Here is a 13,348-nt window from a genome sequence, read left to right on the forward strand (position 1 = left end):
CATCCTTCACGCCATCACACCCGCGCCAGGTACTGCTCGAACGTGCCGGTCCCCACCGCGTTGTCCGGGGTGAGGTTGCCGCCCTCGCGCAGCGCACGGCCCAGCGCACCGGGCAGCGGCACGGGCAGCACGAGCCGACGACGGCCGGTGGCCCGCAGGTAGGCGTCCAGCGCCTCGCGCAGCGACAGCACCCGCGGGCCACCCATGTCGGCGACCCGGCCCTTCGGCTCACCCAGCGCGAGCTCGGTCATGCGCTCGGCGACCTCGCCGGAGTCGATCGGCTGGAAGCGCACGGCGCTGAACGCGGGCACCACGGGCGACTTGGCCAGCGCGCCGAACACGGTGCCAAGCAGGTCGTGGAACTGAGTCGTACGCAGGATCGTCAGCGGCAGCCCGGACTCGGCGAGCACACGCTCGGTGGCGAGCTTGGCCTTGTAGTAGCCCAGCGGCACGCGGTCGATGCCGACGATGGAGATGTAGACCACGTGCGGGGAACCGGCGGCGCGGGCGGCCCGCACGAGGTTGCGCGCGGCGTCGACGTCGGACTTGCCCATCCCGCTGGCGCAGTGCACGACAGTGCCCACCCCGTCCAGGGCGGCGTCCAGCCCGGCCCCGGTGCGCAGGTCCACCGCCACCGAGGGCACGCGGCCCTGCCTCGCGGTGCGGCTGAGCACCCGCACCGGCTGTCCCCGGTCGAGCAGGCGGTCCACGATCTGGCGGCCGAGCGTGCCGGTACCACCGGTCACGAGCATCTGGTTCTTCGTCACACAGCGTGGACGAGACAGCCTGCCGCACTGTGACACGCGGTCGCCTCTTGGACTGTGCAGGCACGGTCTCTACGATCCGCTCATGGAACGCTGGCCAGTTCTGATCCGTGCTGCCACCGTCGGCGACCTCGACACGCTGCGCACCGCCCTGGACCAGGGTGTCGATCCCAACGGCACCGTTCCGACCGCGTTCGGTTACACCGATCCGCTGCTGGTGACCGCGGCGGCGCACGGCCAGGTCGAGGTCGTGCGGCTGCTGCTGGACGCCGGGGCCTCGCCCACCATCCAGACCGACTCGGGGCGCACCCCGATGAAGGTGGCCCTGGAGCGGCGGCACGTGCCCGTGGCCAAGGAGTTACTCGCGCGCGGCGTGCCCCCGCTGGACAGCGGCGGCAAGGACAGCCTGTTGCGGGGAGCCGTGCGCGCGGCGTCCGAGGACCCGCACACCAGCACCCTGGCCCACCTGGAGACCCTGCTCGAAGCGGGCATGCCCGTGCTCGACGGCGAGGAGTCCGCCGTGGTGCAGGCGGTGGAGCAGCGCGCGGTGCCCGCCGTGCTGCGGGTGCTGCTGCGGCACGGCGGCAGCCCCGACGACCGGCGCGCGGACGGGGTCCCGGTGCTGACCCTGGCCGCGATCCGCGACGACCCGGCCGCCGTGGACGCCCTGCTCGCGCACGGGGCCGACCCGGAGGCCACCGACCCGACGGGCCGCACCGCGCTGATGCGGGCCGCCGAGCGCGGGGCCTCCGACGTGGTCGCCGTGCTGCTCGCGCACGGGGCCAAGCCCTCGCTGGCGCTGCCCGACGGGCGGATCGTGGCCGAGCCGCTGGGCAGCCTGCGCCAGCACGCCTCGTACCGGATGCGCACCCTGTTCCCCGCCGACACCGAGACCGCCGAACCGGCCGTGATGTCGGTGTTCCCCACCGCCTACGTGGTACGCGGCAGCGCCGAGTTGTTCGCCGAGTGGGCCAGCACCGTGCGGTCCGCGGGCGAGGACCGGGGCGACGTGTGGTTCGAGAACCTGTTCTCCTGGCCCGCCGACGACGTGGCTGACCTGGTGCAACGGCTGTCCCGCGCCGAGGGCGTGCTCACCGTCAGCTCCGACGAGCTGGCCATCGTGCGCGACGCCGCCAGCTACCTCGCCGACCGCAACGGACCGGAACGGGCCGCCGCCCACCGCGATCTGCACGAGGATCTGACGCGCCAGCTGCGACGCTAGCCGCTCCCCCGTCCAGTTGGAGGACCCGTGACCTACGTGGCCATCGCACTGGCAGTGGTGCTCGGCATGGGCATCATCGTGCTCGGCGCCCGCTACCTGCTCGCGCCCGAGGGCAGCGCCCGCGGCCTCGGTCTGCGCTCCCTGCCCACCGGCCCGGTGATGGCCTGGCTCAACCTCAAGGGCGTGCGCGACATCGTGTGCGGCCTGGCCCTGCTGGTCATCCTGGCCACCGGCCAGCTCCAGGTGCTCGGCTGGTTCGTGCTGGCCGCCGCGCTGATCGCCGTGGTCGACGCGCTGGTCGTGCTGTGGCACGGCGGCAAGCGCCGGTTCGCCTACGGCCTGCACGGCGGCACCGCGGGCGCCATGGCCGTGGTCTCGGTCGGCCTGCTGCTGAGCTAGTGGCGCGTCGCGCATCGTTGACCTGGTATCCGGTCCGGGCCGAGGCCGCGGTGTCATGAAAGTGCCGTTTGGGACATCCAGCGTCCTGAACGGCACTTTCATGACACGGCCCGCGTCGGCGGGCGCGGCTGGGTGGTCGCCGGCCAGACACGGTCAAGGTTCCGAGGCGAGCCGCTAGGACTGGTCGCTGAAGTCCGCGGACAGTGTCAGGGGCGGCGCGGCCAACTCCACCTCGGCCCGCACGAACTACGCGGCCAGGGCCGCTGTCAAGGGACTCACTCGCGGAACTGGGCCGCCACCAAGGCCTCGCCCTCGAGCGTGCGGCGGTAGAGCACCGAACGGCCCGCGCGCTGCCGGCACACCAGGCGGGCGTCCAGCAGCACCTTGAGGTGGCGCCCCACCGAGCCAAGGCCCTGCCCGGTCAGCGCCACGAGCTGGGTCGTGCTCTTGGGCGTGTCCAGCAGCACAAGCACCCCGGCCCGCGCCGCTCCGAGCAGCCTGCCCAGCGTGTCCGGGACCGGTGGCGGTGGCTCGGCCAGCACCCCGGAGCACGGGTAGACCACGGCCGAGCGGTTGTGCGCGTCCCAGCAGACCCAGCCCTGTCGCGGGGTCACCGGCACGAAGAACAGCTGGGCGCCGTCGACCTCCCGCGGCGGGTAGTCGTACACGTTGACCTGCAAGCGATTCGACCCCAGCCAGCGCATGCCCTGGCGCAGGTCACCGAGCACAGCCGCCCACCCGCCCTGGCCCAGTTTGCCCGTCCGCGCAACGACATCCGCCTCGATGACGCGTCTGCGCCGGGGCCACTCGGGCAGCACCGCACGCGTCCACACCCACTCCAGCAGGTCCGCGGTCCGCTGCGCCAGGTCCGTCCTGTCCAGCTCGGGCGTCAGCGCAGGGCCCAGGTTCTCGCGGGCGATTTCCGCTGGCGTGGAACGAATCCCGGCCAGCTCCCGCTCGAACTCCGCGGGCTCACCGGTCGGCGTCGGCGTGAAGAAGTCCGCGATCCACCGACGCCGCAACCCGGCCCGCACCAGCGAAGCGGTGATCGGGTCGGCGGCCAGCAGTTCCCGGTACGCGGGCAGGTGGGCGTCCAGCCAGGCGCGCTCGCCGGGGTGCGCCGCGGTGGCCCGCGCCAGGGTGATCAGGCTCGCGGTGGCCTCGGCCAACGGGGAGACCACGAACCGGCTGCCCGCCAGCGTGTCCGCGTTGACCTGCCACCAGCCCACGTTTCGCCCCCCTGCGAAAGACTAACCCCCGGCCATGCGGCTGGTGAGACTCCCGCCATGCGCACGTACCGCGAACTGTTCGCCACCCCGGAGTTCATGCCGCTGTTCCTGACCTCCTCCGCGCAGATCGCGGCCGCCACCGTCGCCGGGCTCGCCCTGGGCACGGCGATCTACACCGAGACCGGCTCACCACTGCTGTCCGCGCTGAGCATGTTCGGCCCCTCGCTGGCCCAGGTGGTCGGCGCGACCGTGCTGCTGTCGGCCGCCGACCGGCTGCCGCCCCGCGCCGTGCTGACCGGCCTCGCCCTGGCCTTCGCGCTCGGCACGGCGGCACAGGCCGTACCAGGACTGCCGCTGTGGACCGTGTTCGTGCTGATCCTTGGCCTGGGTGTGCTGGCCTCGCTGGGCAGCGGGGTGCGCTACGGGCTGCTGACCGAGATCCTGCCCGACGAGGGCTACCTGCTGGGCCGCTCCGTGCTGAACATGTCGGTCGGGATCATGCAGATCACCGGCTTCGCGATCGGCGGGGTGCTCGTCGCCGCCCTGTCCCCGCGCGGCACCCTGTTGGCGGGCGCCGCCCTGTACCTCGCCGCCGCCCTGCTCGCCCGCCTCGGCCTGAGCCGCCGGCCGGCACGCGCCGCGGGCCGCCCCTCGATCGGTGAGACCTGGCGCAGCAACGCCCGCCTCTGGTCCTCGGTGCCACGTCGGTACACCTACCTCGCGCTGTGGCTGCCCAACGGGTTGATCGTCGGCTGCGAATCCCTGTTCGTCCCCTACGCACCGGAGGCCGCTGGGCTGCTCTTCGCGCTCGCGGCACTCGGCATGCTGGTCGGCGACACCGCCGTCGGCCGGTTCCTGCCCCAGCGCTGGCTCGACCGGCTCGGCGCCCCGCTGCGCCTGCTGCTCGCCGTGCCCTACCTCGCCCTCGCCCTCGCCCCGCCGCTGCCCGTGGCCGCCGCCGCGATCGTGCTCGCCTCGATCGGCTACTGCTCAACCCTGTTGCTGCAACACCGTTTGATGGCGCTGACCCCGCCCGAGCTCAGTGGGCACGCGCTCGGCCTGCACTCCGCGGGCATGCTCACGATGCAGGGCGTCAGCGCCGTGCTCGCCGGCACCCTCGCCCAGCACACGACCCCCGCGATCGCCATGTCCCTCCTGGCCCTCGCCTCCCTCGCCGTCACGGTGGCGTTGGCGCCCGGGCTTGGCGCCATGCCATGAAGGTGCCGTTCATGGCGTTGAACGCCGCGAACGGCACCTTCATGGCGCTGGGCGGCGGGCCTGAACAGGCTCACCAAGCCGGGACCCATGCCATGAAAGTGCCGTCATGGCACTCAACGCCGCGAACGGCACCTTCATGACACGGGAGCCACGGCGAATCGAACTGGGCCAGGGGCCCGGGTCAGCCGTTCCTGCCGATCGTCTGCCGGATCCAGCCCGCGTAGGCGGGCACGCTGCTGTAGAGCCCCGGCCCGCCCACGCAGGTCGGACGCGAGTTGCCGGGGCCCGAGGTGGTCCCGACGAGCTCCCACCGCCCGCCCCTGCCCCGCCGGATCTGCGGTCCGCCGGAGTCCCCGAAGCACGCCATGGCGTCCGGCACCCGGCTGACCGTGCACAGTCGGGTCGGCCCCGCGAAGCCGGGCGCGCACTCGGCCTCGGACCCCCTGCGGGCCTCGAGTTCCTGGAGCCGGTTGGCGAACACCGCCTTCGGGATCTCGGGCGTGTCGACGACGGTGCCGAACCCCAGGAGTCGGGTCGGGGTGCCGGGCCTGCCGGGCCGTTCCGCGATGCGGATGGGCTGCTCGCCGACCGGGCGGTCCAGGCGGATCAGTGCGAGGTCGTTCTGGTTGGGCGCCTTGGTCCTGGTCTGCACGTAGCCCGGGTGGGTCACTATCTGCGCGATGGCACGGACCGTTCCCCCGGAGGTCCGCCGCTCGCTGCCGATGCGGACGGTGCCGTCCGGCTTCACCAGGTCCGGGTTGACGCAGTGGGCCGCCGTCAGCACCCACTGCGGATCGATCAGCGAGGCCCCGCAGACGCCGTGTTCCCCGTTGCCCACCACCGTTTCCGCGATCGATGCCATGAACGAGTAGCGCTGCGTGGAATCCTTCCCGTTGACGATCGCTTCGGCGCTGCCAGCCGTCAACGTGGTGGCGCACACCGCGCTGGCCAGGGCCACGGCGGCGACTCCCGCCGCACGGCGGTGCACGGACTTCGAGCTGAACACGGAGGTTCCCTTCAATCGGGTGTGAACGCGGGTAAAGCGGAAAACTGGACGCGTTCAGCCTGCGTGTTCAAGCCCCGCTGCCCCATCCGGGCAGCAGGCCTGTGCGAGGTGGGGAAAACCCTCCCGGTCCTCGGACGGCCAGTACCCCTCACTTTCTGGGGTACGCTGTTCCTCGCACGGTCGCGCGGCCTGCCGAGCTCGCTGATCACGAGGGGACGGTCGGGTGGCTGCGCCAAGTCACCAGCCGTGGTCGAAGCGAACCCGTGCACGACGACCGGCGGCCCGCCTCATCCCGCAGGGCGATATGGCTGTGCACCGGATCACGGATACCGCGACTGCGACGAGGATGCCGAGCAGACGGTAAGGCAGCCGCAACAGTGAATCCGGCCAAGACCACAGGTGGGGTGCCCGCACCCCACCTGAACAGCTAATCCACCTTCAACCGATGCTCAAGATACTGGCACAGGGTGCTTATTCCTCAAGTGCGCTATTCCTCGTGGTGTCACCGGGCTGCGTACCATCAGAGATCGACCAGCTCCGCGAGGTGCCACCGAGGACGCTAACTATGCTGCGCGCCCGCCCCGGGTCGTGCGTGCGACTGTGGCGTGGGTGCGGAACGGACCATCATGCGGCGCGTTCAACGCGCCGAGTTGGCTGAACACCAGGGAGACGGTCGGTAACTGCCAGCGGGACCCGACCAGAGTCGCCAGGTCATCCGTGTTGGGCGCGGACCCGTGCCCACAACTTGCAGCCCACCGCGCTCGACTGCTGCTCGTAGCACCGGCTCAACCTGACGTAGGGTGCACGCACAACGAACCCTGCGCCACGCGATCTGGAACGCTGAATGGGGTGCCGGCATCCCGCGCCTGGGGCAGAATCAGCTACAGCCGAAAGTGCTGCCGCAGCCCTAACAGGCCGCTCAGCCAAGACGAAGCTGCTGAGGCTGCTCCGTGTCCAGTCGACCAAATGCATCGACAAGTTCGGCACGATTTCCGATCCTGCGCGCACCCGCTGTGAGCAACTGCTTGTTACCTTGTGAAACCTCGACCGAGCCAGCCAGCACCAACAGGCGACGCTTTTCTTTGAGCGCAAGCTCGCCCGCTTTTAGAGTCCCACCGGATTCTCGTGCCTCAACGACGACAAGAGCGTGCGCAAGTCCAACGATGACATGGTTGCGCGTCATCGCGGCGCCAGCGGTCCAACGCTGACCCGGCGGAAACTGGGATATGACAAGCATCCGCCCAAGAGCTGCTTCGGGCAGCCCTCGATAGGATGTCTTGACACGAAAGTGGTCGATACCTTCAGCAAGCACAGCGATGGTGCTTCCCGACGCGTTTAGTGCAGCAAGGTGACTTTCCGTGTCAACCCCTTTGGCGTATCCCGACACCACAGTGACACCCAGCCGCGCTGCATCCTGTCCACAAGCTCGCGCGGCGCGAATCGCCTCAGTACTCGCGTCCCTCGCTCCACACACCCCGACGGCCGAGCCCTTCAGGAGATCGACATTGCCGCGACAGAACAGCACAGGCGGAGAGCCCGCGAAACACCGCAGCCTGTCAGGATATCGAGGATCATCACACAGCAACGCCTGGACGCCAGCGTCATGCAGCCGCACAGCGGTGTTATGGGCATCGGAGCGTTCGACCTCGGATAGCTCGGCTATGAGTGTCAGCAAGTGAGCGCGTCCCGCCTGCAACAGGTGTTTGACCGCCCGACGAGGACCACCAGCCGCACGCGATGCAAGCAGTGCAATCCACAGCTCCCGCTGACTGGCCGTCAAGCCGTCTCCTGGCTCACTGGTAGTCATGGGCATCCATCCAGAGGTCACGGGCTCGAGCGCATGGATCGTAGAGGAATCAGCCGAAACCTACCACCACACTAGACATGTGTGAGATGGTGTGATCACGGAGGTAACGAGACCACTCGCCCACCGTACTCGACGCAAGTGCCACATGCGACGTTCGCGAGACCACCCCACAAGGAGTCGTTGCTTGCTAGGCTCGTCGACACCAACCTGCTACACCCCAGACCCTCGAGCCAACTACCTTGAGGACTGGGAATATGCCAAGTCTTCGGCCGGTGTATGGCACCTTCTGCTTAGAGGAGCACCAGAGATCGAAACCCACGTGCTCAGGGCGTGGCCCCGAGCGACGAGGGCGGCACTGCTGCCACGCCACCAACCGCACTGGACGAATCGCGTCAAACTGGACTTCACTCCACATTCCGAACTGACCGACTTCCTCAAGATGTTGAAGCGAGTTCTTACGCTCAAGATCCAGGAGCGGAGTAGGGTTGACGGAGCCATCGCCCTGGACTTCTACAGCAGATTGTCCGACTCGGCCCCGAACGCCTTGGAGTACACTGCCACCGCAGACATCGTCCGCACAATAAAGGGCTATCAGAAACGCAGTCTCGCAGAACTCGACCACGCCGAGCGCACACTACTCGACTCACTGACTGACGTTATAGTCACGCATCCCTGGCTCTCGTCAGCCGACCGAATTCTTCCGGTACCCGGCCACGCCGGCAACACCCAGGCCAGTGCAAGTGTCCGCATCGGCCATGCACTGCACCGGGACCTCGGCATCCAGCTCACCGATGTGCACGTCCGCAACAAGTCCAGAAAGCCGACCAAGGACATGACCCGGTGGGAGCGTGAGCAACTCCTTCACGAGTTCAGGATCACCGAAGATCTCAGCGACAAAACCGTGCTGATCGTGGACGATATCTGCCACACCGGATTCACCTTGGCTGGCGTGGCGACCGCAGCAAGGCAAGCAGGAGCAGCAACAATCCTCGGACTGGTCGCCGCCCGGAACTTCCGGCGATAGTCGACGACCACAACCCGCGACGCCAGCGAGCGACGGAGTTGACGCAGGCACAACAAACTCCGCGCGATGCGATCGTGAACGCCGAGTTGGGGGCCGGCAAGCCCACCGACACCCAACTCGACCAGCTGGTTCGTACCGGCACAGTGCACTCATTTCCTTGCGTGCACCATTCCTTATGGCCTGAATATAGGCAGCCCAGTCCCTGATGGCACGCTTACCTCCGGAGACTTTTCCATCTCGAATGTCATGTCGACAGTCGGGACGTTTTGCCGGTGGTTCCCTAGGCTCGCAAAGGCGAGCCTAGGGAACCACCTACACCTCCAAACCTCTCACCAAAACCTATCCAAACCGATCCTATTTTACGTTCAGTGCAATATGGCCAGCTTCAGCTGCAACCGGAGGTGCTGCCGCAGCCCTCGCAGACGTAGCAGGACCCGGCGGGCCGCATCTTGGTGCCGCAGGTCATGCACAGCGGCGCGTCGGCGGCCTTGCCCAGCTGGAGTTCGATCAGCTCGGTGGAGCTGTGCGCCACGGCCGGGGCGGGCTTGTCGGCGGCCTCCACGGTGGTCTGCATGGCGACGATGTCCACGTCACCGGAGGTGCCGTAGTCGGCGGAGACCTGGGCGGTGCGCTCGTCGGCGGTGAAGATGCCCAGCTCGGCGCGCTTGTCGTAGGGCAGGTAGTCCAGCGCGAGCCTGCGGAACAGGTAGTCCACGACGCTGGTGGCGATGCGCACGTCCGGGTCGTCGGTCATGCCGGCGGGCTCGAAGCGCTGGTTCTGGAACTTCGAGACGTAGAACTCCAGCGGGATGCCGTACTGCAGGCCCACGGAGATCGACATCGAGAAGGCGTCCATCACCCCGGCCAGGGTCGAGCCCTGCTTGCCCAGCTTGATGAAGATCTCGCCGAGGCCGTCGTCGGGGTAGGACCCGGCGTGCAGGTAGCCCTCGGCGCCACCCACGGTGAACGACACGGTCTGGCTCGGGCGCTTCTTGGGCAGGCGCTTGCGCACCGGCCGGTACTCCACGACCGGCTCGGTCTTGGCCTCGACCTCGGCACCCTTGCTGGCGCCCTTGCCCGCGGACAGCGGCTGGCCGACCTTGCAGTTGTCGCGGTAGATCGCCAGCGCCTTGAGGCCCAGCTTCCAGCCCTGGAAGTAGATCTCCTGCACGTCCTCCACGGTGGCCGCCTCCGGCATGTTCACCGTCTTGGAGATCGCGCCGGAGATGAACGGCTGCACCGCGGCCATCATGCGCACGTGGCCCATCGGCGCGATGGAACGCTCGCCCATGGCGCAGTCGAAGACCTCGTAGTGCTCGGGGCGCAGTCCGGGCGCGTCCACCACGTGGCCGTGCTCGCCGATGAACTCGACGATCGCCTCGACCTGCTCCTGCTGGTAGCCCAGGGACTTCAGCGCACGCGGCACCGTCTGGTTGACGATCTGCATGGAGCCGCCGCCGACCAGCTTCTTGAACTTGACCAGCGCCAGGTCGGGCTCGATGCCGGTGGTGTCGCAGTCCATCATCAGGCCGATGGTGCCGGTGGGTGCGAGCACACTGGCCTGCGCGTTGCGCCAGCCGTTGCGGGCACCGATCTGCAGGCCGCTCTGCCACTGCTCGGTGGCCAGCTTCTGCACGGCCCGGTCGTCGCTGCCGTAGGTGCGGACCAGGTCGTTGGCCGCGGCGTGCTTGCGCATGACCCGCTGGTGCGCGTCGGCGTTGCGGGCGTAGCCCTCGTAGGCGCCGACCACACCGGCCAGTTCGGCGGAGCGGCGGTAGGCGGTGCCGGTCATCAGCGAGGTGATGGCCGCAGCCAGTGCCCGGCCGCCCTCGGAGTCGTAGGCGTGGCCGGTGGCCATCAGCAGGGCGCCCAGGTTGGCGTAGCCGATGCCCAGCTGGCGGAACTTGCGCGTGGTGTCGGCGATCGGCTCGGTCGGGAAGTCGGCGAAGCAGATCGAGATGTCCATCGCGGTGATGACCAGCTCGACGGCCTTGACGAACAGCGGGGCGTCGAAGGTGCCGTCGGGGCGCAGGAACTTCAGCAGGTTCAGCGAGGCCAGGTTGCAGCTGGAGTTGTCCAGGTGCATGTACTCGCTGCACGGGTTGGAGGCGGTGATCCGGCCCGATTCGGGGCAGGTGTGCCAGTCGTTGATGATGCCGTCGTACTGGATGCCCGGGTCGGCGCACTCCCACGCGGCCTTGGCCAGCTTGCCGAACAGCGCCTTGGCGTCGACGGACTCGATGACCTCACCGGTCTGCCGCGAGCGCAGGCCGAACTGGCCCTCGTTCTCCACGGCGCGCATGAACTCGTCGGAGACGCGCACCGAGTTGTTCGCGTTCTGGTACTGCACGGACACGATGTCGCGCCCGCCCAGGTCCATGTCGAAACCGGCGTCGCGCAGCGCGCGGACCTTGTCCTCCTCGCGCGCCTTGGTCTCGATGAACTCCTCGACGTCGGGGTGGTCCACGTCCAGCACGACCATCTTGGCCGCGCGCCGGGTGGCGCCGCCGGACTTGATGGTGCCCGCGGAGGCGTCGGCACCGCGCATGAAGGAGACCGGGCCGGAGGCGGTGCCGCCGGAGGAGAGCAGCTCCTTGCTGGAGCGGATGCGGGACAGGTTCAGGCCGGCCCCGGAGCCGCCCTTGAAGATCAGCCCCTCCTCGCGGTACCAGTTGAGGATCGACTCCATGGTGTCGTCCACCGCGAGGATGAAGCAGGCGCTGACCTGCTGCGGGGAGGCGGTGCCCACGTTGAACCACACCGGGGAGTTGAAGCTGAACACCTGGTGCAGCAGCATCCAGGTCAGCTCGTGCTCGAAGACCTCGGCGGCCTTGTCGTCGGCGAAGTACTTGTGCTCGACACCGGCCTTGACGTAGCTGGAGACCACCCGGTCGATGAGCTGGCGCAGGCTGCGCTCGCGCGCGTCGGAGCCGACCGCGCCGCGGAAGTACTTGCTGGTCACGATGTTGGTCGCGTTGACCGACCAGAAGTCGGGGAACTCGACGCCCCGCTGCTCGAAGTTGATCGAGCCGTCACGCCAGTTGGTCATGACGACGTCGCGGTGCTCCCAGGTCACCTCGTCGTAGGGGTGCACGCCCTCGGTGGTGTGGACCCGCTGCACCCGCAGCCCCTTGTTGCCGACGGCCTTCGTCATGACCGTTACCTCTCCGCTAGTGCTCGTGCTCGTGCTACGCCTGCGAACGGCGAGTCCGCTGACCCGCCGTCGAAACCTGCCTGTGGGCATCTACTCGCTTTTCTCCGCGCGCCGCAGTTCCGCGATCTCCTTCTCGAAGTCCTCCACCGAGGAGAAGGAGCGGTACACGCTGGCGAAGCGCAGGTAGGCCACGCCGTCGAGATCCCTGAGGGGACCGAGGATGGCCAGCCCCACCTCGTGGCTGGGGATCTCCGCGCAGCCGGTGGACCGGATCGACTCCTCCACCCGCTGGGCCAACTGCTGCAGGGCGTCCTCGTCCACCGGGCGGCCCTGGCAGGCGCGCCGCACCCCGGTGACGACCTTGTCCCGGCTGAACGGCTCGGTGACCCCGGACCGCTTGACCACGGCCAGCACCGCCTCCTCGACGGTGGTGAACCGGCGGCTGCACTGCGCGCAGGACCGGCGGCGCCGGATGGCCTGGCCCTCGTCGACCTCGCGCGAGTCCACCACACGGGAGTCCGAGTGACGGCAGAACGGACAGCGCACGGCGTGAGTCACCCCTTCCCCAGGTGCTGGACCAGCGGCTGCGCGGCAGTCAGCCGGGAAGGAGGATGACCCCAACCTGTGGACTAACTACAGCGATGTAACCACTAGATGTAGGGGTAGACCGTATGTCTCAGGACGGCTGGACGCAAACTGGGCGGGCGCGACACGCCGAGGGTGTGACCCGATGGTGCGGCACGGGGCACTACGACAACCGAGTGAACGGACAAACCTCGCCCTAGCGGGTGACACCCGCGTCCGGCACGACCAGCGGCTGGCCGGGGTGCACGGCATCCCCGTCGAGGTGGTTGAGCCGCATGATCCGGTCGACGACCTCACCGGCGGGGCTGCCGGGCACCACGCGCTGGGCCAGGCCCCACAGGGTCTCGTCCGCGCGGACCTGGACGACGGTCGTGGCCTCGGGCACCGGCGCCGACTGGCTGGAGACCTCGGCGAGCAGCCCGAAGCCCACGCACACCAGGAAGGTCAGCAGGCCGATGAGCACCAGTTGCAGCCCGGCGTGGCGCGGCCTGACCCGGCAGGACGAGGAGGCGGCGGCGCCGGGGGCGAGCACGGGACGGGGACGACCAGGCGGCCTGCGCAGCTCCTCACCGCCGCGGCGGAGCACCCGGGGACCGGGGCGCGCGCCCTGTGCAGTGGGCTTGACCAGCAGCTCCTGGGTCGCCATGACGCCTCCCGCGAGGATCGAACATGCGTTCTATCGAACGTCCGTGCGAATGTGTACCACAGGGTCACGCCGAAATCGAGGATTTGCGGCGTGTCCTTCGAACAGGTGTTTGATCTGAGCGCGGCTCCCGTCTACCGTGGACCGTGAAGATCGCTGACCGTCTGTCCGCGGGGGCGAACAGCCCGCGACGAGGTCGGCATCAGTGCTGCCCCGCCGGGAGGTCGGGGTGACGAGGGAGGCTGCGTAGTGGCACGCAAAGGCGCCGAGGGCCCGCTTACCGGGTCGGGCGTGAAC

General features: G+C 68.9%; 11 protein-coding genes. 4 read left to right on the plus strand and 7 right to left on the minus strand.

The window, feature by feature from the left end; translation table 11 throughout:
• Positions 1-14 precede the first annotated feature (14 nt).
• Entirely contained in the window at positions 15-752 is a 738-nt protein-coding gene (locus KALB_RS32665; RefSeq protein ID WP_025359881.1) for an SDR family oxidoreductase, read from the minus strand.
• 97 nt (positions 753-849) lie between these two features.
• Between KALB_RS32665 and KALB_RS44485 the strand changes: the two genes are divergently transcribed.
• Both KALB_RS44485 and KALB_RS32675 read left to right on the plus strand, forming a co-directional pair.
• Entirely contained in the window at positions 850-1,986 is a 1,137-nt protein-coding gene (locus KALB_RS44485; RefSeq protein WP_025359882.1) for an ankyrin repeat domain-containing protein, read from the plus strand.
• Positions 1,987-2,013: 27 nt separating this feature from the next.
• The gene (locus tag KALB_RS32675) at positions 2,014-2,385 is read left to right on the plus strand and encodes a DUF4267 domain-containing protein (RefSeq protein WP_025359883.1); all 372 of its coding nucleotides are present in this window, start codon (positions 2,014-2,016) and stop codon (positions 2,383-2,385) included.
• 275 nt (positions 2,386-2,660) lie between these two features.
• On the opposite strand, the gene KALB_RS32680 is transcribed toward KALB_RS32675, so the two are convergent.
• The gene (locus tag KALB_RS32680; protein ID WP_025359884.1) at positions 2,661-3,614 is read right to left on the minus strand and encodes an ArsR/SmtB family transcription factor; all 954 of its coding nucleotides are present in this window, start codon (positions 3,612-3,614) and stop codon (positions 2,661-2,663) included.
• A 57-nt stretch (positions 3,615-3,671) separates the two neighbouring features.
• Between KALB_RS32680 and KALB_RS32685 the strand changes: the two genes are divergently transcribed.
• Positions 3,672-4,832, plus strand: coding sequence for an MFS transporter (locus KALB_RS32685; RefSeq protein WP_025359885.1), 1,161 nt, complete (start codon positions 3,672-3,674; stop codon positions 4,830-4,832).
• Positions 4,833-5,013: 181 nt separating this feature from the next.
• Here KALB_RS32685 and KALB_RS32690 read toward each other — a convergent pair whose 3' ends face one another.
• Both KALB_RS32690 and KALB_RS45960 read right to left on the minus strand, forming a co-directional pair.
• Complete coding sequence (locus KALB_RS32690; RefSeq protein ID WP_025359886.1) at positions 5,014-5,838, minus strand: S1 family peptidase; 825 nt, start codon at positions 5,836-5,838, stop codon at positions 5,014-5,016.
• A gap of 919 nt (positions 5,839-6,757) precedes the next feature.
• Positions 6,758-7,618: a DNA-processing protein DprA gene (locus KALB_RS45960; RefSeq protein ID WP_158510861.1), complete on the minus strand. Its 861-nt coding sequence runs from the start codon at positions 7,616-7,618 to the stop codon at positions 6,758-6,760.
• A 211-nt stretch (positions 7,619-7,829) separates the two neighbouring features.
• Between KALB_RS45960 and KALB_RS32695 the strand changes: the two genes are divergently transcribed.
• The gene (locus KALB_RS32695; RefSeq protein WP_158510862.1) at positions 7,830-8,669 is read left to right on the plus strand and encodes a phosphoribosyltransferase; all 840 of its coding nucleotides are present in this window, start codon (positions 7,830-7,832) and stop codon (positions 8,667-8,669) included.
• Between the two features lie 385 nt (positions 8,670-9,054).
• Here KALB_RS32695 and KALB_RS32700 read toward each other — a convergent pair whose 3' ends face one another.
• From KALB_RS32700 to KALB_RS49595, 3 genes are all read right to left on the minus strand, one after another.
• On the minus strand, positions 9,055-11,823 hold the full coding sequence (locus tag KALB_RS32700) for a vitamin B12-dependent ribonucleotide reductase (protein ID WP_025359888.1): 2,769 nt from the start codon (positions 11,821-11,823) through the stop codon (positions 9,055-9,057).
• Positions 11,824-11,913: 90 nt separating this feature from the next.
• Positions 11,914-12,369 carry a transcriptional regulator NrdR gene (nrdR, locus tag KALB_RS32705; protein ID WP_025359889.1) on the minus strand — a complete coding sequence of 152 codons (456 nt, stop codon included), beginning with the start codon at positions 12,367-12,369 and terminating at the stop codon, positions 11,914-11,916.
• A gap of 235 nt (positions 12,370-12,604) precedes the next feature.
• The gene (locus KALB_RS49595) at positions 12,605-13,054 is read right to left on the minus strand and encodes a LysM peptidoglycan-binding domain-containing protein (RefSeq protein ID WP_025359890.1); all 450 of its coding nucleotides are present in this window, start codon (positions 13,052-13,054) and stop codon (positions 12,605-12,607) included.
• Positions 13,055-13,348 lie beyond the last annotated feature (294 nt).

This window comes from Kutzneria viridogrisea DSM 43870 (assembly GCF_000525635.1).
Classification (GTDB): domain Bacteria; phylum Actinomycetota; class Actinomycetes; order Mycobacteriales; family Pseudonocardiaceae; genus Kutzneria; species Kutzneria viridogrisea.

Bases quoted from the DNA above. Each gene is read 5' to 3' on its own strand.
- KALB_RS32665 (WP_025359881.1), bottom strand. From the start codon at position 752: ATGCTCGTGACCGGTGGTACCGGCACGCTCGGCCGCCAGATCGTGGAC.
- KALB_RS44485 (WP_025359882.1), top strand. From the start codon at position 850: ATGGAACGCTGGCCAGTTCTGATCCGTGCTGCCACCGTCGGCGACCTC.
- KALB_RS32685 (WP_025359885.1), top strand. From the start codon at position 3,672: ATGCGCACGTACCGCGAACTGTTCGCCACCCCGGAGTTCATGCCGCTG.
- KALB_RS32700 (WP_025359888.1), bottom strand. From the start codon at position 11,823: ATGACGAAGGCCGTCGGCAACAAGGGGCTGCGGGTGCAGCGGGTCCAC.
- KALB_RS49595 (WP_025359890.1), bottom strand. From the start codon at position 13,054: ATGGCGACCCAGGAGCTGCTGGTCAAGCCCACTGCACAGGGCGCGCGC.